The sequence below is a fragment of the Bradyrhizobium sp. LMG 9283 genome (assembly GCF_045571415.1).
Classification (GTDB): Bacteria; Pseudomonadota; Alphaproteobacteria; order Rhizobiales; family Xanthobacteraceae; genus Bradyrhizobium.
On the sequence record NZ_CP120691.1, the window covers coordinates 586344 to 608302 of the forward strand.

Below are 21959 nucleotides of genomic sequence, written 5' to 3' on the forward strand. Positions count from 1 at the left end.
TCTCCCCGCGTGTGGGGAGAGGCCGACGCGCAAAGCGCGGCGGGTGAGGGGGAGTCTCCGCGAATCCAACTGCTAGCAAATCCTGCTGAAGCAGCCCCTCACCCCGATGCTCTCCCCGCAAGAATGGGGAGAGGGAGAAGATCACGCCTCCGCCATCCCCGCCGCCCACAGCGCGAACGCGTACACGATCGCGACTTCTTCGAGCCGGTCGAAGCGCCCCGAGGCGCCGCCGTGGCCGGCGCCCATGTTGGTGCGGAGCAGGACCGGGCCGCCGCCGCTCATGGTGGCGCGCAGGCGCGCGATCCATTTGGCGGGCTCCCAATAGGTGACGCGCGGATCGGTCAGGCCGCCCATTGCCAGGATCGCCGGATAGGTCTTCGCCGCGACGTTGTCATAGGGCGAGTAGGACAGGATGGTGCGAAAATCCGTCTCGCTTTCGATCGGGTTGCCCCATTCCGGCCATTCCGGCGGCGTCAGCGGCAGCGTATCGTCGAGCATGGTGTTGAGCACGTCGACGAACGGGACCTCGGCGACGATGCCGGCGAACAACTCGCCGGCGCGGTTGGCGACCGCGCCCATCAGCATGCCGCCGGCCGAGCCGCCATGGCCGACGATGCGTTTCGCGCTGGTGTATTTCGCCTCGATCAGAGCTCGGGCGCTCGCGGCAAAATCGTCGAAGCTGTTCGTCTTCTTCTCGCGCTTGCCGTCGAGATACCAGCCCCAGCCCTTGTCGGCGCCGCCGCGGATATGGGCGATGGCATAGACGAAGCCGCGGTCGACCAGCGACAGGCGGTTGGCGCTGAAGGAGGCCGGCATCGCCATGCCATAGGAGCCGTAGCCGTAGAGCAGGAGCGGCGCCGAGCCGTCGAGCTCGAGCCCGCGGCGATGGAGGATCGAGACCGGCACCTCGGCGCCGTCATGCGCCTTCGCCATGATGCGCGTGGTGACGTAGTCGGCAACATCATGGCCGGACGGAATCTCCTGCCGCTTGCGCAGCACGCGCGTGCGCTTGACCATGTCGTAGTCGTAGACTTCCGATGGCGTCGTCATCGACGAATAGGCAAAGCGCAAATTCGTCGTCTCGAATTCGTAGGAGCCCATCGTGTCGAGCGAATAGGCCGCCTCGTCGAAAGCGATGGCGTGCTCTTCCTTCGTCGCGAGATCGCGGATCACGATCGCCGGCAGCGCATGCGCGCGCTCGAGCCGCACCAGATGGCCGGCATAGAGATCGAGGTCGATGATGTAGATGCCGGGACGATACGGGATCAGATCGCGCCAGTTCGCCCGCTCGGGCTGGCTAAGCGGCGCCGTGACGATCTTGAAGTCGATGGCATCATCGGCATTGGTGAGAATGAAGAGCTCGTCGCCGCGGTCGGCGAGCGAATATTGCACTCCTTCCTCGCGTGCCGCGACGAGGCGCGGCGGCGCTTCGGGCTTGGCGAGATCGATCAGCCGCTGCTCGCTTGTCTCGTGATCGCCGCCGGCGATGACGCAGAAGCGGCCGCTGGTGCTCTCGTGCAGATGGGTGAACCAGCCGGCATCTTGCTCCTCATAGACCAGCGTATCGTCGGCCTGCTTGGTGCCGAGCCTGTGCCGCCACACCTGCATCGGCCGGTGATTGTCATCGAGCTTCACATAGAAGAAGCTTTTGCAGTCCGCGGCCCAGACTACGCCGCCGTCGGTCTCTTCGACGAGATCTTCGAGATCTTTCCCCGTCGCCCAGTCGCGCACGCGAATCGAGAAATATTCCGAGCCCTTGGTGTCCGCGCTCCAGGCCTGCAGCTTGTGATCGTACGAGTGCCGGCTGCCGCCGAACTTGAAATATTTGTGGTGCTTGGCCAGCGCATCGCCATCGAGCACGATGTCGCCCTCGCCGCCGTCGCGCGGCATGCGGCCGAACAGCTCATGCTGCCCGCCCTGGCGAAACCGGCGGAAATAGGCAAAGGGCCCGTCCGGCGACGGCACGCTGGAATCGTCCTCCTTGATCCGCCCCCGCATCTCGCCCACCAGCGTCTTCTGCAAGCCAGCGGTATGGCCGAGCAGGCTCTCGGTATAGCCGTTCTCTTCATCCAGATATTTGCGGATATCAGTGTCGAGCACCTTGGGGTCGCGCAGCACCTCCTGCCATTTCTCGTCCTTCAGCCAGGCATAGTCATCGATCACGGTGATGCCGTGCCGCGTGAAGGAATGCGGCCGGCGCGGGGCGACGGGCGGGTTTTTGCTGGCGGTGTTGGGCAAGTCGATCCTCGGAGCTGGGATGTGTCTTGCCTCTATATCAGATCGAATGTGGGGAATTTAAAGAAGGCTGCTGCCTCGCGCTCCGCCCCGACCCGAGGGCCCGCCATCGGCGGGCGCCTCGAAGCATGCGGTGTGGGCGAGCTATCCGCCACTCTTGATAGATGCGATCGCGCTGTCGCAAGCGGGCAGGGATGAAGAAGCTACGCCGCCACCTCTTCGCCGAGATACGACACTGCCGCCTCCAACCCACCCTTGCCGTGCGGGATCTTCAGCGCGTTCAGTCCGATCTCGATCACACCGAGCGTGCCGAGCAGCATCGGCGCGTTGACGTGGCCCATATGGGCGATGCGGAAGGCCTGCCCCGAAAGATCGCCGATGCCGGTGCCGAGCACGACGCCGCATTTGTCCTTGCAATAGCGTTGCAGCACGGCCGGGTCGTGGCCGTTGCTCATGGTGACCGTGGTCACGGTGTTGGAGCGCTCGCTGGCCTCGGCGACGTTGAAGCCGAGCACCTGGCCTTCCGACCAGACGGCGACCGCGCGCCGCGCGGCTTCGCCGAGCAGGCTGTGGCGGCGGAAGGCGTTTTCAAGCCCTTCCTCGTGCAGCAGGTCGATCGCCTGGCGCAGCGCGAACAACAGATGCACCGGCGCGGTGCCGGCATATTTGCGATAATTCTCGGTGCCCTCGCGCTCGCTCCAGCTCCAATAGGGCGTCGACATGTTCGCCTTCTTGTGCACCTCGAGCGCGCGCGCATTGGCCGCGACGAAGCCGAGGCCGGGCGGCGTCATCAGGCCCTTCTGCGAACCGGACATCGCGACGTCGATGCCCCATTTGTCCATCTCGAACGGCATGCAGCCGAGCGAGGCGACGGTGTCGACCATGTAGAGCGCGGGATGGCCGCTGGCCTTGATCGCCTTGCCGATCGCCTCGATATCGTTCTGCACGCCGCTGGCCGTGTCGACCTGGACGACGACGACGGCCTTGATCTTGTGCTCCTTGTCGCGGCGCAGGCGTTCCTCGACCTCGTGCGGCCGCACCGCGCGGCGCCAGTCGCCCTTGAGCACCTCGACTTCGGCACCCATCAGCGCTGCCGCATTGCCCCAGCCGATCGCAAAGCGCCCGCTCTCCAGCACCAGCACCTTGTCGCCGCGCGACAGCACGTTGCTCAGCGCCGCTTCCCAGGCGCCGTGACCGTTGGCGATGTAGATGTAGGATTTGCCCTTGGTCGCAAACAGTTTCGAGATGTCGCTGAGCAGGCTCTCGGTCAGGTCCAGCATCTGCTTGGAATAGATGTCGATCGCCGGACGGTGCATCGCCCGCAGCACCTCGTCGGGCATCGTAGTGGGCCCGGGGATGGCCAGAAACTCCCGGCCCGCGCGAACGGTCATTGCTGTCAGTCCTTGTTGCTTGAGAACAGGATGGTGGGTCGCTGAATCATACTTTTACGCGGCGCGGCGCCGCAAGAAAAGCACGCAAAATGCAGGGCTGGGTTATCGCTTCGTCTCACGGCAACCGGCCGCTTCGGCTTCTTCGACCGAGCAGAACCAGCGGGTGCCCTTGCTGATCTTCATCTTGATCTGGGTGTACCAGCGGCTGGTCGGCTGGTGATAGATGCATTCGCCGGCGCTGTTCACATTGCCCTTGATGGTGCAGTCCGGCGAGGGCGCTACCGGCCCCGAGGCCGAGGCGAGCAGCACCGCATGCGCTCCCTCCGGCGGCTTGGTCGCGCCCAGGATGGCGGTCTTCTTGTTGCGCTCGCGCCAGTCCCACGGCGCGATGAAGGCGCCCTGCCACATGCCGGCCTTGGCCTCACGCGCGGCAGCCTCGTCGGGCTCGTAGTCCTTGGAGATGCGGGTGTAGGCCAGCGCCCAGCCGTTGCGCACCAGCCATTTCTGGATGTCCTCACCGCCGACCTCGCAGCGCGCCACGGTGCGGCCCCGCCGGTCCACCGACCTCGTGTGGCAGACCCAGGTCTTGCCGTCTGTGTATTTGGCGAGCTCGTCGCGGGCCGCGACGCCGCAGGTCCAGCGCTCGGTCTTGGTGTTGAGGCAGAGCTGGTCGACCGCGGGCGAATCGATCCCACCGAGCCGGATGCGCGTGTTGCCGATGACGATGGCATCGCCGGCACGGACCTTTGCCGTGCCGGTGATGTCGGCAGCGTGCACGAGCGAGGGGGCGAGGAAAGCAAGCGCAATCAGGAATCTTCGCAACATGCCGGTCCAGGTGCTCAGGGAAAATCTCGATAAGCCGCGCAATTGTGGTCGGCTTTTGGCCGCTCGGCCAGCGTATGGCGAACGGATGGGCTTTCAACTTCCTGTCATCTTGCGACGGTCTTGTAGGGTGGGCAAAGCGCAGCGTGCCCACCACTCGCAGCGCGGTGAGGGATGGTGGGCACGGCGCGCAAAGAGCGCGCCTTTGCCCACCCTACGAGACCACCTCACCCCCGTGCCATCGCCCTTTTCGCTACCGCCAGTCCCATCAGCACGAAGGCCGAGGTCACCTCCGGTCCACCAACGAGAATCCGCGTCGGCGTCTTCATCTTGTTCCATTCATAGGCGCGGAACGGGCCGCGGCGGCCGCCTTCACCTAAGCTCGCGATGATAACGTTCAAGGCCGGTGCAAAGGCACGCGGGTCGGCGCCGAGATGGCCGAGCGCGATCAGCGCCAGCGCGGCGTCGAACACGTTCATCTCCGCGGCCATCAGCTCGCCCTTGACGTAGGACAGCACGCGGTGGCGGATGAAGTCGAAATCGCCATCGGGATCGATCGCCGCCTGCGCCGCCAGCGGCAGTGCCAGGAAAGCCGCGTAACAGCGGCCGAAATAGGCGCTGTAGAGCTCCGGCAAATAATAGATATGCGAGCGCGGATTGGCGAAGGCGCCGCTGGCCGCCAGGCGCTTCTGGAAGCCGATGATCCGGTGCACGGTCGCGAGCCGCGCCGGCGTCTCCAGAATCTTCCAGCGTGCCAGGTTGCGAAAGCTGACCTCGAGAATGTCGAGATTGAGCGTCGGATCGAGATCGTTGCCGTAAGGGCGCTCGCCCGCGAGATTGTCGATCCAGGTCGCAACCCCACCCTCATAGTCGATATTGTCGTTGAGCGGCACGGTCACGCGCGGCGTGTTGATGCCGGCGCGCACCTGATAGCCCGAGTAGAAATCCAGGAGCGGTTGGTCGATGATGGGATCGGTGCAGCCGGCCTGCGTCGCCGCAGAGATCGAGCAGGCCGTGGTGTCGCAATCCGGCACATAGATTCCGAATCCGAGATCCTGCTTGATTTGCGCGAAGTAGCGGGAGAACCGTGGATGCGGCGCCGGCGCCAGTGCGGTGATGACGTTGAAGCGCGCGCCGTCGATGCCCTCGACCTCCTCGCGGCTGATGTTGACGCAGAAATCGACCATGTCCGCGATGGCGCGCTCTGCCGCGGTCTTGTCTGCCGGCGAGGCGAGGCCGGTCTCAACATAGCTGAGCAGCGCCTCGATGAAGAACGCGTCGTAATAGGCCGAACGGTGGCGGATCTGCACCGGCTCCCACATCGGCTCGGCAATACCTTTCCAGGGCGGATTGACCACGGCGCGCGCGGGCGAGCGCGCGATGAAGACGCGGGCGAGGTTGAACAGCAGCGAGGAATTCTTATAGCCACGCGCGTTCAGCCCCGTGAGCGCTATGATCAGCTCACGTCCGCGGAAATCGGGATCGCCGATCAGGTTGAAGGCGGCGTAGGTCGGCAGGAAACCGTTGCGGCGGTACGAGCCGAGCAGATGCTGCGCGCAGTCGCGGATCGCGCCGTCGATCTGCGCACTCTGCGGCAGGGCGGCGGTGAACGGCACCGGCGGCGGCTTGGGATGGTCGAGCGCGATGCTGTCGACGAGATCGGCGATCGGCCGCCCCACCGCCGCCCAGTCGGGCTCGACCTCGTCGCGGGCATGGGTGAGTGCCTCGCGCAGCCGGGTCAGCCTGGCCTCGTCGCGCAGCTCGGGCAGACCGGCGCGGCGGAGCAGTATCCGCAGCGCGGGATTGCCGAGTGCGGTCTTGTAGAATTTGGCCAGATGCGGATCGCCGCCGGCCGTGTCGGACAATACGGGATCGCAGACGTCGTAGAGCGAGGGGCCGTCCTTCCGCGCCGTCAGCGCCCGGCAGGCGGCGCCGGCAAAATAATGAAAGCTCATGAAATACCTGGTCGCGGGGGGCCCGGGCCGGGGCCGGCGAGCGCGGAGCCGTCCGCACACCACCCCCTGCAAGTCGTTGAAAAGGCTACCCGGATTCGCGGGAAATACAAATGTGATAGGCGTCACAGAAAGAGCCGGCACGAGGGCTGCATAAGGAGCGTCCGGAAGGCTACGGGGGAGCCAAAAATGCAGAAACCTGGTCTGGAGGATTAACCAATACATTCAGCCACTTAGCTCAAATTTTGAGCAATCTATTGCCCCAGGGCCTATATGCGGTTAAGGCTTTGTTTGGTGCGGCGCCGCAAATTGCGCGCAATTCGGGGGCACTTCCCCGGCCAATCCCTCAAACCTAAAGCCGCTATCGCGCTACTCAAACAGTGTGCGCGCGCTTGGCTGGTCTTTGGCACAGGAAACGAACCGAGATGAATGTAAAGCAGCTCGACCTTTCCCGACGTACGATCGCCCTCGCCGCAGCCCTCGTCGGCACGGTGTCGCTCGCGATTGGCGCCCATGCTGCTCTCAACATGCGTGCGATCGATGCCGCCAAGGCTGTGACCACCGAACAGATCACCGGTTCGATCGGCCAGAGCTCGCGCCTCGCGCTCGTCATCGGCAATGGACATTATCCCGACGCCAACGCGCCGCTGACGCAGTCGATCAACGACGCCCGTGCGCTGTCCTCGTCGCTGCGCAAGAACGGCTTTGACGTCGACATGGTGGAAGACGCGACCAAGGACGACATGGTCCGCGCCGTCAACCGCCTTAAGTCCCGGATCACGCACGACAGCGTCGTCATGCTGTTCTTCGGCGGCTACGGCGTGCAGGCGGGACGCGAGAGCTACATGCTGCCGGTCGACGCCGTGATCTGGAAGGAAAGCGACGTCCGCCGCCATGGCGTCTCCATCGACGGCGTGCTCGAGATGATGAAGGAGCAGGGCGCCAAGGCCAAGCTCGTCGTGGTCGACGCCTCCCGCCGTAACCCCTACGAGCGCCGCTTCCGCTCCTACAGCCACGGCCTCGCGCCGATCAGCGCGTCCGACAATGCGCTGATCCTCACCTCCGCCTCGCCCGGCAAGGTCGTCGATGACGGCAAGGGCGAGCACAGCGTGCTGGTCAGCGAGTTCCTCAACAACCTCAGCAAACCGGGCAGCGCCGAGAGCGTCTTCAACAAGACGCGCCTCGCCATCTCCCGCGCCTCAGAAGGCGACCAGGTCCCGACCGTGTCGTCATCGTTGCTCGAAGACGTCCGTTTCGGCGAAGCCGGCGGCTAGTTTTTCTTAGGTCTTGCGAAGTCTCGTGCCCCGGACGCGGCGCATCATGCAATGATGCGACGCTGAGCCGGGGCCCATTCTTTTGAGCTATCGCTCGGTAACAGATGGGGTCCCGGCTCTGCGCAGCAGCGTTACACGCTGCAGCGCGTCCGGGACACGTGCCAGTCTCCCAATCCCTACTTCATCGCTTCCGCGCTCGCCATCACCGGACGCACCGGATCGCCTTCGCGCAGCAATGCGCCGGCGCGGGCGACGACGACATCGCCTTCGTTCAGGCCGTCGCGGACCTCGATATTGCCGCCCGACATCAAGCCGATCTCGACACGCTTGGTCTCGACGCGGTTGCGGCGGATCACCTGCACCACGGTGCCGGCGGATGAATACTGCACGGCGGTGAGCGGCACCGCGACGTTGCAGCTTTGCCCGGTCTTGATCAGCGCCCGTCCGCTCGCGTTCAGGAGCAGCCGCTTCTGCGAGGAGATGCCGATATAAACCATCCCCTGCTGAATGTTCGGCTCGACGGTCGGGCCGATGCGGCGCACCTTGCCGCTGATGTCGCCGGCGCCTGCGATCCGCACGGTGGCCTGCTGATTGACGGCGAGCTTGCGCACATCGGTGGTGGCCACGAGGCCGACGAGATCGTATTCGCTGCGCGCCACGATCGTGAACAGCGCCTCGCCCTTGGCCGAGGCGAAGTTGCCGATCTGCGCAGTCGAGGTCGCGATCACGCCCGCCACGGGCGCGGTGACCTGAAGCGTGCCGCCTTCGGGCAGCGCGAGCCGCGCCAGCACCTGGCCGGCGGTGGTGGTATCGCCCGCATCCGCCAGCACGTCCGTGACCTTCAGACCGGGACGTTCGGGCCGCACCGAGGTTTCCTCCCGCGCGATGATCGTGCCGGTGGCCTCGACGATGTCGGAGAAGCAGGATTTCGCGACTTTCAGCACCGTGACCGCGGGTCCCTTGGGCGCGTCGTCATCGGCCGCGCCAGCCGGATAGGAGCTGAGGACGAGCACGCCGGCGACGGCTGCGGGACACAGGTTTCGAACAACGGCACGGGGCAAATGACGCATCGGAAATTCCACAGGGGCTAAGCCTCCAATCGATAGCAGATGGCCGCCGCCCGCACTACGGCCGCGTGGGTCCCAAGAGAGGATGCCGCGCGGCCGCTGGCAGTCGCGGCAAGTCCTTGATTAGTCGCGGGATTGGCGAACAGGTTCGCTCCGAAGACGTCACGCCGCAGGCCGCCGGTCGGCGTTACCGTCAGCCGCGTCGATCGCCCAGCAGCTTGCCCTTGGCCCGATCGATCAGATGCAGCCGCGTGCAGGCCGGACAGGATACGGACACGTGGGTGCGATCGCCCGGCTCATCAGTCAGCCGATGCTGCACGTTCAGGCCGGTCTGAGGGCATTTGAAAACCAATCTGTCGGTCCAGACGCGGTGATATGGCGCAAAGGCGGACCCTGCGAAATTACGGTTGTTTACGTAGGTCCGCCGCTGCGGCCCCTCACGGCAGGCTCAGGAATTCCACCCAGTTCGGCTTCTTGCCGGTGGGGTAGGATTTCAGCCTGGTCAGCGCGCCGCTGCTCTGGTCGATCGCATAGACCGTCATGCCGTCCGAGAGCTCGCCGACCGCGGCGAGATAGCGCCCGCTTGGATCGATCTGGAAGCCACGCGGCTGCTTCTCGGTCGGCACGCTGCCGATCGTGGTCAGCTTGCCGCTTGATCCATCGACCTTGTAGGCGGTGAGCGTGCTGGTGGTGCGCTCAGAGGCGTAGAGGAAGCGGCCGTCCGGCGTGATGTGGATGTCGGCAGCCCAGGCTTTTCCGGAAAACCCTTCCGGCAGCGCGGTGGTGCGCTGGATCTCGTCCCACGCGCCGCTCCTGGCTTCATAGGTGAATGCCGCGACGTCGCCGTTCAGCTCGTGGAGGAGATAGACGAACTTGCCGCCCGGATGAAACACGAAGTGCCGCGGCCCCGATTTTTCCGGTACCTTGTGGGCCGGCGGATCGCTCGGCGTGAGCGTACCGGCCGCGGCATCGAACGCGAAGCTCAGGATCTGGTCGGAGCCGAGATTGGTCGCGAACACGAAGCGGTTATCGGGCGAGGGCAGGAAGGCGTGGGCGTTCAGCCCGGTCGGGATCACCTGCTTGGGCTCGGCGACGACGCCGTTGGCAAGAAGCGGATTCAGCGCGACCTTGTTGCCGCCATAGGAGGCGCTGAACAGGAACTTGCCGCTGCGGTCGACGGCGATATTGGCCATGCTGTCCGCGAGCGGTCCGTTGCCGAGATGGCTGAGCTGGCCCGTCTTCGGGTCGATCGCAAAGCTCACTGCGAGGTATGGCTGCGAGCGGATGCCGGCGATCATCACGCGGTGATCGGGTGTGATCGCGAGCGGCGTCGAGGAGCCGGGCTTTTCGACGCCTTTGAAGGCGGCCGTCTGCACGGGCGTCATCTCGCCGCTCTCGCTCATCTTGAACACGCTGATGTCGTTGCTGTCGGCGTTGCCGACATAGGCGAAGGTTTCGGCCATGCCGGCACGGACTCCAGAAATGAGAATGAGAGAAGCGAACAGGGTGGTGGCGATCGCAGCGCGCGGCGCGCGCGATGCGATGCGTCGGATCGGTCTCAACATGGGCTCCTCCTGAAGGCCGGCTCGCGGCATTGTCGTTTTGCCGCGAGGATAGCGGGAGGCGCGCCGCCGCACCAAATTCCAATTGGGATCGATCGATACCGAAATCGTATCGGTCGCAGGATGGCGAGTTAACGCACTGCTGCCGTGCGGGAGGGCAGATGCGGGGTGGACGGGCGGTCGGGCGGCCCGAGCATGGTCCATACGGTGACCGCAACCAGGGTGGACGTCATGATGGTCCAGACGATCAGTCGTTTTCGCATCAGGCCAATCCGTCGGTAAGAATCGCGATGCACCAGGGCACGCCAGTCATCGTGCACTGCAAAGATGGGCGGTTCTATGAGCGCGTTCACAGTGCGAGAGCGGCCGATGCTATTGTGAACCAATGCCGTGCGAACGCATTGAACCGCATGCCCCGCGAAAACGATCTCGAAGGAAAGCCCGACATGGGCGGCAAGCACGGCGGTCAAGCCGGCCAGCCCAAGCTTGCGCCACGTCCGCACGAGAGCGAGCACGACGAGGACGTCGTGGCAAAGCGCCACACCGGCCAAACCGATCGGGCGCCGCCACCGACCAAACACAAATAGCGCTCTGCCCGTCCGCGCGTCGCCGGGCCGGGCCTCGCGCGCGGAGACGCCGGCATCGCGGTGCGGTTAGCCCGGTGCGGCGTGAAAGAGATTGAAAGAGAAAAGGGAGGCTGGCTCGTGTTTTGGATCTATTGGGACACCGCCTGGTCGCTGATCATCAGCGGCATCATGGTCGCCACCATCGTCAGCCACCCCGACGCCGAATTAGCCGAAGTGCGTGCGGCCCGACGATCGATGTGAGCTTCCCGATCCCGCGGTGCTCGTCCCGGTTCACGTCATGCTGCCGGGCATGAAGCAGCGGATCATGGGACGTCCGTTGACGTAATAAGGCCAGACCATGGTGCGTCCGGCGCGGTTGGGCTCGGTGATGACAGTGTCGTCTGGCACATCGACCCAATTCCCGAGAAGCCGCACCCGGTAATGTCCGTCCCGCGTCTCCCAGTCGACATCGGCCAGCGCAGTGCCGTCGGCGTCGGCACAACAGGGACCGCCGCCCTTGCTGTGCAGGCTTTCGAACCAGCCCTTGAGGGGAGAATTTGCGTAGCGACCGTCGTCGCGGGCCTCTGCGGAGAGCCCGATGACGGCTGCAACCGCCGCGAGAGGGATCGCTCTGAAAGACAAGATCGCCATATCACCTCGCTCGATATCGCACACGCGCGCCACAGCGCGGGCGAAAAGCCGCCTGCAGTGCGCGTGATGCAATGTTGACAGGTGTCCTCGGCCGGAGTTCCCGGCCGTCTCAGCGAGGCGATAACCACGAACTCGGAGGTTTGATCCTATTTTCGTGGAAGCGCGAAGCGGCACTCACCGCTTGATCTCCCAGTTCAGCGCTTTCGCATTGCTCTTGGCGAACATCTTGGGCACGTCGAACTTGCCGGTCTTGAGGTCATAGCGGCATTTCCAGTCCGCCAATCCCTTTACGGCGACGTTCTTCGGATGCTTGTCCATTTCGCCCGACAGCGAGATCAGGAGGTAGCGGTTGTTGGGCCAGTCGACGCCGAGCCAGCGATAAGCATCTTCGGTGCCCTTCATCAGATTGGCCGAGATGTGGTAGTCGAGCTTCATGTTCTTTGTGTCGGGCCTGCTATGAAAATAGGCCCAGGCGAGATTGCTGAGCGATTTCTTCGTCGCGTTGACGAAGGCGCCGTTCTCGAAATGGTAGAGAAACAGATCCTGCTCGCCCGAGCCGGTCTTCTGCATCCGCACCAGCCATTGCGAGTCATTGGTGAAACGGAAGCCGGCCGGATAGCCCTGCTCGGGCTTCAGCTCGGTCATCTTTTTGCCGTGTCGCGCCCAGACCTGCCATTTGACAGCGAAGAAATCTTCACTGTCTTTCATGTAGTGTTCGAGCTTGGTGGCGCTGTCAGGCGAGGTAAAGGCGAGATCGGCATTGTCGGTGAGGATGTAACCAGGCGGCGGGCCGGAGGCGGCGAGTGCGGGGGAAGCGGCCAGTATCAGGGCAAGCGCCAGCCATAGCGCGGTGCGGAAAAATGTGGTCACACCAAATTCCCCAAAATATAGCCGCGGCGCAGCCTCGCTCGTTTGACGCCGACGGAAAGGCGCCGGTTCATCCCGGACGCGCCGGGATGGAGGCATAATCCCATCGACCGTCTTGCTGCCGCAGCCAAATCGGCGCACTTTGCCGGCCTCGGCTGATTTGCCACTCAAGGTCCCTTTCAGATGATCACCGCATCCAAGGCCTTCATTGCCTTTTGTCTGCTCGCGATGGTCGGCACTGCGCTGGTGATCGGCCCGACCGAGCTGCGCCGCCTGCTGCCGGACGGGACGAAGACCATCGTCGCCGCCGCCGCCAAGCCCGACGCCAAGCCCGACGCCAAGGTCGAACCCAAAGTGGAGGCCAAGGTCGAGCCCAAAGCGGAAGAGCCCAAGCCAGAGCTGCAGCCGGAACAGCCAAAGCTTGCCGCCAGCGCGCCGCCTGCACCGGCCCCCGAACCAAAGGCGGGCGCGCTGGGCGAGACCCAGAAGCAGGTGGCCGCGCTCGGCGATCTCGCGCTGGTCAAGCCGGCGCCGGCGGATGCCGGCCCCCGGTTCGACGTCGCCCGCATCGACGATCACGGTGAGGCGGCAGTGATTGCGGGCCGCGCCACGCCGGGTGCAAGGGTCGAGCTGCTGCGCGACGGCAAGCCGCTCGATACCGTGGTCGCCGACGCCTCCGGCCAGTTCGTGATGACCCCGCCGCAGCTTCCTGCCGGTTCCTATGAACTGACGCTCCGGGCCAAGGCGCCGGACGGCACGGTGACCGAGTCCGGCCGGACCATGCCGGTGACCATCGCCGAGGCAGCGCCGCCGCCCGCGCTAGTCGCGAAGCAGGATGCGCGGCAGGAGACGAAGCAGGCCGAGAAGCCCGATGACAAACCGGATGTCGTGGCCGCGCTGCCATCGGCGTCGCCGCGCTTGGCTTCAGTGCCTGACAGGCAAGCGGCCCGGCCGAGGTTGATTGGCGCGCCGAAACCCAGGGCCCTGGCGCACGCGCCGGCGACGGCGGTCGCATCGGCCTCGCCGGCGGACGTGCTCACCACCGCACCGGCGGAAGCAGGCGGCAGCCGGGTCATCGCCCGGGGCGACAGCCTGTGGGCGCTGAGCCGGCTCGCTTACGGCGACGGCGCCCGCTACGGGGTGATCTTCAACGCCAACCGCGACAAGATCCACAATCCGAACCTGATCTATCCCGGCCAGACCTTCGTCCTGCCGCAAAAGGCGCAGTGACCCCGCACCGGCATGGCGGCGAGCGTTGCGTCGCTTTGCCCTGCATCGCCGCGGAACAATCGGTTCCCTCGCGCGTCATTGTGATGCGACGCAGTGCGCGCTTGGTGCGGGAGGGAGGGTCGTGGCCAGCTCGACAGTCAGGTCAGCGATCATGTCGGGACGCATGGGTTTGGCGCTGGCCGGCGCAGCTCTCGTGATTGCGGCAGTGTTGCTGCCTAACAGGGCCGAGGCGCAGTTCGGTTTGCGTGGCGGTCCGCTCGGGGTTGCGCGTTTCGCCGTCGGCCACATGCTCGGCCTGCAGCGCCTGCGCCATTCCCGCATGGCCGTGCGCAGTGGCCGCTACCGCTCCGCTGCACTGAGGTCGCAAGACCCGCGCGGCGCCGAGCGCGGCCAGCTATCCAACCCTTACGTCCTGCGTGCGGCCCTCACAGCGCAAGCTGCGCTGGCGGGCTGGCAAGGCGGTCGCCGCCCGCAGGGCTGGTGGCGCCATCCCGACGGCAGCTACGGCTGGGTCGGCCCGGTGTTCTGGCCGTTCGCGCATGACGATCTCACCACCGCAATCATCTTCGGCGATGCGACCAGCCTCTCGCTCTACGGCTACGGCGACATCTATGCCGCACTCTTCACGCCCTATGCCGCGCCCGAGCTTGCCGCCTACACCGTGCCGCAAGGCCGGCGCGCACGAAAAATCCCGTCCGCGGAAACCCTCTGCGAGGCCAGCGACACCGGCGGCCTGCCGGTCAACCGCATCGCGAGCGCCGTTCAGCCGAACGAGCTGCAGCGCACTGCGCTCGAGGAGCTCGCATCCGCCTGGAATGCGGCGCGCGACACCATCCGCACCGCCTGCGCGGCACAGGCGCCTGCAACGGCCGCCGAGCGCCTCGGCCTGATGCGCGAGCGTCTCGAGGCCATGATCAAGGCGACGGATGCAATCGAAGCGCCGCTTTCGAAATTCGTCGGTCTGCTCAATGACGACCAGAAAGCCAGGCTCAACGCCCTCGCCAACGAGCGTCGCGCCGCGCTGGCGTCCCACCGGCCCAAGGACGGGAGCAAGGACGCGGCCAAGGACGCCCAGGCGGCTAAGGCCTGCCAGCCCGACTACGATCCCCGCTATGACGAAAACGCGCAGCGCCAATACGAGCAGCTCGTCCAGCAGCAATGGCCCGCCGCCGACATCGCCTCCGCGCTCCATCTCGACGAGATAGCCCGCGCCCGCTTCGAAGTGCTCCAGGACACCACGCTCCGCACCATGCAGACGCTCAGCGCCTGCCCGACAGAGCCCGCCGCGACCCCGCAGGCCCGCCTCGCCGCCGTGAAGACGCGGCTGCAGACGATGCTGGAAGCGGTGGGCGGCGTCGGTGATGCGCTCGACGATTTCGAGGCGGATCTGACCGACGAGCAGAAGGCCGGGTTCGAGGCGATCGGGCCGAAGCGGGGGGCGTGATTACCCGCACGCCCAGTCGAACTTCATCTCATTGAAGTCGAGCTGCGCGTTGCCGCCGCCAAAGTTGTAGCCGCCGAAATATTCCTCGAACTCGATGTAGAACGGGCTCATCTCCGGTACGGCCTGGCAGGGCCGCATGGTGCCGCCGAGATGGTTGTGGGCGTGATCCTTGGCCCAGTCGTGCAGGCGGAAATCGTCGCTGCGCGGCACGCCGCCGACATAATAGTAGTAAGGTTGATAGCCGGTCGGCGGATTTTCCCGAACGTGCTCGTCCTGCGGGCCTTTGCCGGCGTTGGGATCATTCGCGCGCGGCGACAGCGCGATCGCGCGAGTCTCGATGAGATCGGCGCGCGGCGGGGCAGCAAACATCTTCTTTGGGTAGGGCGGCGCCGCCTCGAAAAAGGCGCTGGCACCGCCGACGTCGAGCCAGCGTGGCCGCTCCGCCGTTGCCAGCGCAAGCGGCGCCGGCGGTGTCGCGAATGCGCCGTCATATTCGGCCTGAGTCAGCAGCAGTGCGGCATATTCGTAGTCGAGAATGTCGGTCATGCGCGACAGACGCGGATGCGATGGCCGCGCGAGCACGGCCTCGCGAATCTCGGGATCGTCGGGCGCGCCGCCATCATTGTGATCGGGCGCGGTGGCAAAGAACGACACGGCAACGATGTTTTCGCCGTGCACGCGATAATCCTCCGGCAAGAGAAGCGTAAAGCCGTGCATCAGCGGATAGCCGCTGACCGGATCGAGTGGCCATTGCTCGCTCGTGATGCCCGGCGGTACCCCATAGACCCAGCCGTGATCGCGCGCGCGGTCCGCGGGACGGTCCAGCATCTGCAGATCATAAGCACGCGAAGGCAAGGCAAAAGTCACAGCTCGTCTCCATCCGAGTTCAGCCTCGCCGTTGAGGCGAAGGTTGGTCGCTGGGAGGAGGGATGTGGTTCGTGGGAGGCGTGTGGGGATCATGCCATTCTGCCGGTGTTTTGCCCGACGAGTCAAACCACGTCGGCATCCGCGCGAGGCCTGCGTAAGTCATTGATCCCAAAGCCCCTGCCTACTGTGCATGGGGTTGTTTTCGCACTTTTTGCTTTGGCTACATCCTTCGCCGCACCGCCGCGGCATCCACCACGTTCTCCACCTCCTCGCGCCAGCTCAGGATCTCCATCGCCAGCACCGGGTGATTAAAACCCTTGAGCTGGAGATCGTCGAGCGCGCGCGCTTCGACCCAGGGCTCGACCATGCCGTAGACGCGGCGGCTCACCACGATCTGGTTGGGCTTGGCTTCGCCGCAGAGGCGGGAGGCGAGGTTGGTGACGCTACCGATCGCGGCATATTCCAGCCGCTGCTCGAAGCCGACCTGGCCGAGCGTGGCGTAGCCGAGCGCAATGCCGATGCCGAACCCGAGGCTGTGGCCGCGGTTGCGCCAGCGCTCCGTCAGCGGGCCGATGGTGTCGCGCATCTCCACCGCCATCTTCACCGCGCGCTTGGTGTGGTCCTCGAATTGGATCGGCGCGTTGAACAGCACCATCACGCCGTCGCCGGCATATTTGTCGAGCGTGCCCTCATATTTGAAGATCAGCTGGCCGAGCGCTGCGTGATATTCGCGTAGCACGTTCATTGCTTCTTCCGGCTCGGTCGCTTCCGTGAACGCGGTGAAGCCGCGCAAATCGCAGAACACCACCGTGACCTCGCGGCGCTGGCTGGTGAGCAGCCCCTCGGGGCTGTCGGAGGAGGCGATCAGCTGCGCCACCTGCGGCGCCAGGAAACGCTCGAGCTTGCGGATGCGTTCGATCTCGCCGAGCTGGGTCTTGACGCGCGCCTCCAGCGACTTGTTCCAGTCCTTGAGCTGCTCGGTCTGGACGCGCAGCTTGTCGGCCTGCGCGCGCACGGTCTCGTTCGCGGTCTCCAGCGCGTGGCTCTTGTGGTCGACCTCGGTGAACAGGTGCGCATTGCGCATCGCCAGCACGGCCTGGTTGGCGAAGGTGCGCATCAGGCCGATGATGCTGCCGGCGAACTCGCCGCCGGCGCGGCGCAGCAGCACCAGCGAGCCTAGCGTGCCCTGCTGGTCGATCAGCGGCACCACCAGCACCGAGTTGAAGCCGGCAGCGAGCGCGACCTCGCGCAGCGGCTGCTCGGCGGCCTCGCCGAGCTCGGCAAGCGCGATCGGCTCGCCGCTCGCCGCGGCATCGCTCAGGATGTTCTCGCCTTGCGCGATGGTCACATGCGCGCCCTCGGCGGATTTGTCGATGCCGTTGGCCTCGACCAGGTTGAAGCGGCGCGCTTCGGCGTCGAAGCCATAGATCAGCACCGCGTCGGCGCGGGTGATCTCGATCGCGCGAGCGGCGATGGTCGCAAGCACCGCGTTCAGATCGAGCGAGGAGGCCACCGCACGGCCGACCTCCTCCAGCACCTTGAGCTCGTGGATCGATTGCGCCAGATCGCGGGTGCGTTCCTCGACCTTGGTCTCCAGGTTCGAATAGGTCTCCTGGATCTGATCGGCCATGCGGTTGAACTGCCCGGCGAGGTCTTCCAGCTCGTCGGAGGTGTGCACGTCGATGCGGTGGCTGAAATCGCCCTCGCCGAGCTTGTGCGCGCCGTCGCGCAGCGCCGTGATCGGGATGATCATGCGGCGGGCGAGCAGCGTGCCGGCGAGGATCGCGACCAGCAGGCCCATGCCGATCAGCAGCGCGATGCGCACCAGCTGGTCGCGGATCGGCATCAGGGCCTGCGTGGTCGGCTGCTCGAACAGCACGCTCCAGCCGAGCTTCGGCACGATGCTCGCGGCGCTCATCACCGCATGGCCGTTGAAGTCGGTGCCCGACGTGTCGGGCTCGTGGCCGGGCGCAATCGCGGCCGCAACCTGCGGCAGCTTGGAAAGGTCCTTGCCGATTTCGGGCCCTTTCGACGACGTCGCCAGCACCCGGCCGCGGGGATCGACGACATAAGCGAAGGCCGCCTTGCCGACCTGGGCGTCGGAGAGAAAGTCGGAGAGGAAGCTGAGATCGATCTCGGCCACGGTGACGCCGGCATTGAAGCCGGAATGCGCCACCGAGATCGACATCAACGGTGTCCGGTCGGCGAACCAGGCCGGCGCATAGCTGACGCCGCGGGTGACGGCGTCGGTGAAGCGCACGTCCCGGGAGAGGTCGGCATTGCCGCCGGTCGTGGTCGATTGCCTGGAAACGCGCAGCACCTCGCGGCCGTCGCCGTTGAGCTGGAACAGCTGATTGACGACCGAGACCTGGTGCAGCAGCTGGGCGTAGTCGGCGCGGCGCTTCTCCAGCGTGTCCTGGCTCGCGCGCGTCACCCAGCTGATCTGACGATCGAGCTCGGAAATCGACTGCTCGATCCGCCGGGCGGCTCCTTGCGCCTTGTCCTCCAGCCCGTCGGTCAGCTGTGTCCTCGTGGCGCGGTAGGAGATCCAGGTCTCCATCGCGCCGTTGACGGCGAGGACGAACACGACGAGGCCGACGAGGGAGACGACGTATTTGGCGAACAGGCCCTCGCGCAGAGATCGTGTCTTGTCGTTCGCTCCTGCCATCCCGATCCTCTCGCGCCGCCACTGACGCTGCGCGCTGCGGGCCGTACAGCCCCTTCCGGGCCGTTCTACCACAATTTAGGCCAAGGGGCCGTCGCGCGGCCGGCGGACCGGCCGGTGTGGTTACTCCCTGTGGACTCCCGGGCAGGAAGCAGAGTGGTGAATTGTCGCAGCCTCATCCCTTCGCCGCAGGTGAGCAAGCCGGTCCCGCGCGTCAGTTCTGCCAATCACCGATTGAAGAGCTGCCGCAGCACGTCGTTCATTGGCTGACTGTCCTGCTGCGCGGGCGGCGGGTCCTCCGGAGCTGGGGCAGGCGAGGCCTGCGGCGCCGGTGTGGAGGGCGTTACCGGCAGGCTGCGACTGCGGCCGGTGCCAGTGCCGGTTGCTGTGCCATTGGAAAGTCCCTGCTGAATCAGATTGCCGATCGCCTCCCCCAAGGGGCCGCCGAGCAGATCGTTTTGCCCCGGCTGCTGGGTTTGCGGATTTGCATTGCCGCCGCCCGGCGCGGTGGTGCCGCCGAGCCCGAGGCTGCCCAGGATGTTGCCGAGCCCGGCGCCATCGGGGCCGAACAGGCCCTTGCCCATCTCGCGCAGCTTGGCATAGGCGGCGTCCGGATTGTCCAGCACGCCGGCGATGTCAGGGTAGATCCGCGGCTGCGACCAACTGCCCTGGATCATCACGGGGATGCCGAAGCCGACCGGCTCGGAGGTGCGGCCCTGGCCTTCGGTCGTCATGACGAGCTTCGGCTCGACGCGAAAGCCCATCATCTTGGTGTCGAGGGCAATGGTGCCCGCGCCGGTGACGCGCACCAGCGGCCCGATCAGATTGAGATCGGTCGTCACCGCCTGGCCCTTGTCGATGCGGAAGGAGGCCGAGAGCTGCGACAGATCCGTGCTCTGCTCCTGGCTGGGGTCCTGGTTTCCTTGCCAGCCGGACAGCGTGCTCGTCGTCAGCGAGCGGATCATCTGCGCGACATTGATGCCGCGGATGGCGCCGTCCTGGAAATTGACGAAGGCCGTGCCTTGCATGTTCGCCATCAGCGCGCGCTGGCTGTTGCCGGCGCTGCGCAAAGCGAGCTTGGCCTGCAGCTTGCCGTCGATGCGGTCGAATTCGGCGAGGCCCTGCAGCAGCGGCAGTGCACGCACGCCGACGAGGTCGGAATGCATGGCAAAGCTCGGCGCGCCGGTGGTCGCATCCAGGATTACCTCGCCCGAGACTTGGCCGCCATAGGCGCCGAGATTGGCGGTGCCGGCCTTCAGCACGCCGCCGGCGAGCTTGGCATCGAGCGCCAGCGGCGCGATGCGCGCATCGCCGATCACGGCTTCGTTCGCGGAGATCCGCACCTGCGCATCGACATAGTTGAGCCCGGAGACGTCGATCGGCGCATTGCTCCAGGGTTGCCCGGACACGCCGTCCGGCGATTTCGCTAGCGGCATCGCGAGCCGCTGGAAGTCGAGATCGACCTTGACCAGCGGCTTGCTCGCGATGTCGACCGAGGCCCAGCCGTTGAATGCGCCGTCGCCGAGCCTGCCATTCACGCCGTTGATCATCACGACGTCGCCATTGAGCCGCATCTCGGCGTGACCGGTGAGCTGGGACTTCAGCACGTCAGGCATGTCGATGGCGAAATCCACCGGAACCGTCGGCCGTTCGACCGGCGATGTCGGCGAGGTTGCCTTGATGTCGAACTTGGTTGGATGCTGGCCGACGCGCGCGGTGCCGGTGATGGTGACCTTGCGGTCCCGGTCAACGATCGCATCGGCGTTGATGGCGCTGATGCGGCCCTCGACACGATCGCGCAAGCGGGAGAACGCGACTTCGCCGTCGGTGACCTTGATGCGGTCGATCGTGGCACCATTGGTATCCAGCGTGAGCGGCTTTGCCGGGGCGCCGGCATTCGGCAGTCGCTCACGCAGCAGCGGCTGATAGAGCACGGGATGGGAGACGACGAGCTCGCTGATCTCAGGGCGGCCCGACCACACGCTGGCGAGCGACATATCGGCCTGCACGCTGTCGACCGTCAGGCGCGTGATGCCGCTGCGGTCCTTGGGGTCGGCAAGTGTGAGGTCGTTCAAGGTAACGTTCAGCGTCGGCCACAGGCTGATCTTGGTGGTGCCGTCGATCGACAGGCGATAGCCGGTCGCACTCTCGACCCGCGCGGCGATGGTCGAGGTCAGGAAGCCCGAGGGGATCCCGACCACCAGCAGCAGTGCGATCACGATGATGACGGCGGCCAAAGCCCCGCCGGCGAATTTCAATGCTCTCATCTCGACTTTCCAGCGACGGACAATCGGCGTCGAATCCGGCAGATGACCCGTCCTTTGCGCCTTGAGTTTATCCCCGGACGGGAAGCGGCTCCAAGCGCGTAAAAATAATCAGGGGGTGCTGCAAAGTTATGTGACTTATGACACACTTCTCCGGCGCGGTTTTACGCGATCCTGAAGTTGATGGTTTCAAGCGATTTGCTGAGAACAATGACCAGGACGTTCACAAGGACATTGAGATGAGCAAGCAGGCCGAATTTGCGGTCATCCTGAAGATGAACCCGATGTTCGCTGATCTCGGCGCAGACGAGCTCCAGCGGTTGTCCAATCTCTGTCACACCCAGCATTTGGGGAGTGGCGAGGTGCTGTTCCAGAAGGGCGATCCCGGAGATGCGCTGTTCGGTGTGCGCCGCGGCCAGGTCCGCATCGAGACCGGCGCTTCCGACGGCAGCCGGCTGACGCTGAATTTCATGGGGCCGGGCGACCTGTTCGGCGAGGTCGCGGTGATGGACGGCCAGAATCGTACGGCAGACGCCACCGCGGGCGAGGCCAGCGAATTGTTCGTGCTGCGGCGCGAAGATTTCCTCGGCTTCCTCGAGCGCGAGCCAAAGGTCGCGATCAAGATCATCGCCCTGCTGTGCCAGCGCATCCGCTGGCAGAGCGAGCGCATGGAGGAATCCATGCTGCAGCCGCTGCCGGTGCGGCTGGCGCGGCGGCTCTGCGCGCTCGCTGCCGATTTCGGCTCCGAGGTCCACATTTCGCAGGAGCAGCTCGGCGTCTTCGTCGGTGCCGCCCGCGAAAGCGTCAACCGCCAGCTCCAGGCCTGGCGCAAGGAAGCCATACTCGATCTCCAGCGCGGCCGGATCTTACTGCGGAACATGACCAAGCTGACGGCGATCGCGCGGAACGAGTGAAGTCGCTAGCGGCGCACGTCAATCGCCTTGGGGCGATGTAGTTCGTCAGAAGAGCCCCAACTGGAGACCCACGCTTTGACGGCCTCGAGCGATACGGCTTGACCCGTGCGCTTGAACATTTCGTAACGAAAATGGTCTTCCGCGATGTCGGGTTCATGGGCGTCGCTTGCAGGCACGTCCTGCGCTTC

Annotated in this window: 19 protein-coding genes; 5 read left to right on the plus strand and 14 right to left on the minus strand. The window is 65.5% G+C overall.

Translation table 11 applies throughout. From position 1 onward, the window contains the following. Nucleotides 1-141 precede the first annotated feature (141 nt). The 4 genes from P6U29_RS02725 to P6U29_RS02740 form a co-directional block, all read right to left on the minus strand. Nucleotides 142-2238, minus strand: a complete 2097-nt coding sequence (locus P6U29_RS02725) for a S9 family peptidase (protein WP_407116211.1) — start codon at nucleotides 2236-2238, stop codon at nucleotides 142-144. 200 nt (nucleotides 2239-2438) lie between these two features. Next, a complete protein-coding gene (locus P6U29_RS02730) occupies nucleotides 2439-3626 on the minus strand; it encodes a pyridoxal-phosphate-dependent aminotransferase family protein (protein ID WP_407116212.1) in 1188 nt (395 codons plus the stop codon). 102 nt (nucleotides 3627-3728) lie between these two features. Beyond that, the gene (locus tag P6U29_RS02735; protein WP_407116213.1) at nucleotides 3729-4451 is read right to left on the minus strand and encodes a thermonuclease family protein; all 723 of its coding nucleotides are present in this window, start codon (nucleotides 4449-4451) and stop codon (nucleotides 3729-3731) included. A 224-nt stretch (nucleotides 4452-4675) separates the two neighbouring features. Then, the gene (locus P6U29_RS02740) at nucleotides 4676-6403 is read right to left on the minus strand and encodes a hypothetical protein (RefSeq protein WP_407116214.1); all 1728 of its coding nucleotides are present in this window, start codon (nucleotides 6401-6403) and stop codon (nucleotides 4676-4678) included. Nucleotides 6404-6825: 422 nt separating this feature from the next. Between P6U29_RS02740 and P6U29_RS02745 the strand changes: the two genes are divergently transcribed. Continuing rightward, a complete protein-coding gene (locus tag P6U29_RS02745) occupies nucleotides 6826-7674 on the plus strand; it encodes a caspase family protein (RefSeq protein WP_407116215.1) in 849 nt (282 codons plus the stop codon). Nucleotides 7675-7850: 176 nt separating this feature from the next. Here P6U29_RS02745 and P6U29_RS02750 read toward each other — a convergent pair whose 3' ends face one another. The 4 genes from P6U29_RS02750 to P6U29_RS02765 form a co-directional block, all read right to left on the minus strand. Beyond that, nucleotides 7851-8744, minus strand: a complete 894-nt coding sequence (locus P6U29_RS02750; RefSeq protein ID WP_407116216.1) for an efflux RND transporter periplasmic adaptor subunit — start codon at nucleotides 8742-8744, stop codon at nucleotides 7851-7853. 190 nt (nucleotides 8745-8934) lie between these two features. Further along, complete coding sequence (locus P6U29_RS02755) at nucleotides 8935-9093, minus strand: hypothetical protein (protein ID WP_407116217.1); 159 nt, start codon at nucleotides 9091-9093, stop codon at nucleotides 8935-8937. 85 nt (nucleotides 9094-9178) lie between these two features. Further along, nucleotides 9179-10306: a lactonase family protein gene (locus tag P6U29_RS02760; protein WP_407116218.1), complete on the minus strand. Its 1128-nt coding sequence runs from the start codon at nucleotides 10304-10306 to the stop codon at nucleotides 9179-9181. 128 nt (nucleotides 10307-10434) lie between these two features. Continuing rightward, nucleotides 10435-10854 carry a hypothetical protein gene (locus P6U29_RS02765; RefSeq protein ID WP_407116219.1) on the minus strand — a complete coding sequence of 140 codons (420 nt, stop codon included), beginning with the start codon at nucleotides 10852-10854 and terminating at the stop codon, nucleotides 10435-10437. A gap of 153 nt (nucleotides 10855-11007) precedes the next feature. On the opposite strand from P6U29_RS02765, the gene P6U29_RS02770 reads away from it, so the two are divergent. Continuing rightward, nucleotides 11008-11130 carry a hypothetical protein gene (locus tag P6U29_RS02770; RefSeq protein ID WP_407116220.1) on the plus strand — a complete coding sequence of 41 codons (123 nt, stop codon included), beginning with the start codon at nucleotides 11008-11010 and terminating at the stop codon, nucleotides 11128-11130. 30 nt (nucleotides 11131-11160) lie between these two features. Here P6U29_RS02770 and P6U29_RS02775 read toward each other — a convergent pair whose 3' ends face one another. Both P6U29_RS02775 and P6U29_RS02780 read right to left on the minus strand, forming a co-directional pair. Beyond that, nucleotides 11161-11520: a hypothetical protein gene (locus P6U29_RS02775; RefSeq protein WP_407116221.1), complete on the minus strand. Its 360-nt coding sequence runs from the start codon at nucleotides 11518-11520 to the stop codon at nucleotides 11161-11163. 174 nt (nucleotides 11521-11694) lie between these two features. Then, complete coding sequence (locus P6U29_RS02780; protein WP_407116222.1) at nucleotides 11695-12390, minus strand: hypothetical protein; 696 nt, start codon at nucleotides 12388-12390, stop codon at nucleotides 11695-11697. Nucleotides 12391-12570: 180 nt separating this feature from the next. Between P6U29_RS02780 and P6U29_RS02785 the strand changes: the two genes are divergently transcribed. Then, nucleotides 12571-13617 (plus strand): LysM peptidoglycan-binding domain-containing protein, encoded by a 1047-nt coding sequence (locus tag P6U29_RS02785; protein WP_407116223.1) that lies wholly within the window; start codon nucleotides 12571-12573, stop codon nucleotides 13615-13617. Between the two features lie 151 nt (nucleotides 13618-13768). Continuing rightward, nucleotides 13769-15061: a Spy/CpxP family protein refolding chaperone gene (locus P6U29_RS02790; protein ID WP_407119585.1), complete on the plus strand. Its 1293-nt coding sequence runs from the start codon at nucleotides 13769-13771 to the stop codon at nucleotides 15059-15061. Here the strand turns inward: P6U29_RS02790 and P6U29_RS02795 are convergent, their stop codons facing one another. The 3 genes from P6U29_RS02795 to P6U29_RS02805 all read right to left on the minus strand — a co-directional run bounded on the left by P6U29_RS02795 (nucleotide 15062) and on the right by P6U29_RS02805 (nucleotide 20860). Beyond that, complete coding sequence (locus P6U29_RS02795) at nucleotides 15062-15889, minus strand: hypothetical protein (protein ID WP_407116224.1); 828 nt, start codon at nucleotides 15887-15889, stop codon at nucleotides 15062-15064. A 259-nt stretch (nucleotides 15890-16148) separates the two neighbouring features. Further along, nucleotides 16149-18596 carry an adenylate/guanylate cyclase domain-containing protein gene (locus tag P6U29_RS02800; RefSeq protein WP_407116225.1) on the minus strand — a complete coding sequence of 816 codons (2448 nt, stop codon included), beginning with the start codon at nucleotides 18594-18596 and terminating at the stop codon, nucleotides 16149-16151. 224 nt (nucleotides 18597-18820) lie between these two features. Next, complete coding sequence (locus P6U29_RS02805; RefSeq protein WP_407116226.1) at nucleotides 18821-20860, minus strand: AsmA family protein; 2040 nt, start codon at nucleotides 20858-20860, stop codon at nucleotides 18821-18823. A 236-nt stretch (nucleotides 20861-21096) separates the two neighbouring features. Here P6U29_RS02805 and P6U29_RS02810 point away from each other — a divergent pair, with 236 nt between their 5' ends. After that, nucleotides 21097-21771: a Crp/Fnr family transcriptional regulator gene (locus P6U29_RS02810; RefSeq protein ID WP_407116227.1), complete on the plus strand. Its 675-nt coding sequence runs from the start codon at nucleotides 21097-21099 to the stop codon at nucleotides 21769-21771. A 5-nt stretch (nucleotides 21772-21776) separates the two neighbouring features. Here P6U29_RS02810 and P6U29_RS02815 read toward each other — a convergent pair whose 3' ends face one another. Further along, on the minus strand, nucleotides 21777-21947 hold the full coding sequence (locus tag P6U29_RS02815; protein WP_407116228.1) for a hypothetical protein: 171 nt from the start codon (nucleotides 21945-21947) through the stop codon (nucleotides 21777-21779). Nucleotides 21948-21959: the final 12 nt, after the last annotated feature.

Coding starts and splice junctions, on each gene's coding strand:
- P6U29_RS02800 (WP_407116225.1), bottom strand. CDS start 18,596: ATGGCAGGAGCGAACGACAAGACACGATCTCTGCGCGAGGGCCTGTTC.
- P6U29_RS02790 (WP_407119585.1), top strand. CDS start 13,769: ATGTCGGGACGCATGGGTTTGGCGCTGGCCGGCGCAGCTCTCGTGATT.
- P6U29_RS02760 (WP_407116218.1), bottom strand. CDS start 10,306: ATGTTGAGACCGATCCGACGCATCGCATCGCGCGCGCCGCGCGCTGCG.
- P6U29_RS02810 (WP_407116227.1), top strand. CDS start 21,097: ATGAGCAAGCAGGCCGAATTTGCGGTCATCCTGAAGATGAACCCGATG.
- P6U29_RS02750 (WP_407116216.1), bottom strand. CDS start 8,744: ATGCGTCATTTGCCCCGTGCCGTTGTTCGAAACCTGTGTCCCGCAGCC.
- P6U29_RS02785 (WP_407116223.1), top strand. CDS start 12,571: ATGATCACCGCATCCAAGGCCTTCATTGCCTTTTGTCTGCTCGCGATG.
- P6U29_RS02775 (WP_407116221.1), bottom strand. CDS start 11,520: ATGGCGATCTTGTCTTTCAGAGCGATCCCTCTCGCGGCGGTTGCAGCC.
- P6U29_RS02745 (WP_407116215.1), top strand. CDS start 6,826: ATGAATGTAAAGCAGCTCGACCTTTCCCGACGTACGATCGCCCTCGCC.
- P6U29_RS02735 (WP_407116213.1), bottom strand. CDS start 4,451: ATGTTGCGAAGATTCCTGATTGCGCTTGCTTTCCTCGCCCCCTCGCTC.
- P6U29_RS02795 (WP_407116224.1), bottom strand. CDS start 15,889: ATGCTGGACCGTCCCGCGGACCGCGCGCGCGATCACGGCTGGGTCTAT.
- P6U29_RS02730 (WP_407116212.1), bottom strand. CDS start 3,626: ATGACCGTTCGCGCGGGCCGGGAGTTTCTGGCCATCCCCGGGCCCACT.
- P6U29_RS02740 (WP_407116214.1), bottom strand. CDS start 6,403: ATGAGCTTTCATTATTTTGCCGGCGCCGCCTGCCGGGCGCTGACGGCG.
- P6U29_RS02805 (WP_407116226.1), bottom strand. CDS start 20,860: ATGAGAGCATTGAAATTCGCCGGCGGGGCTTTGGCCGCCGTCATCATC.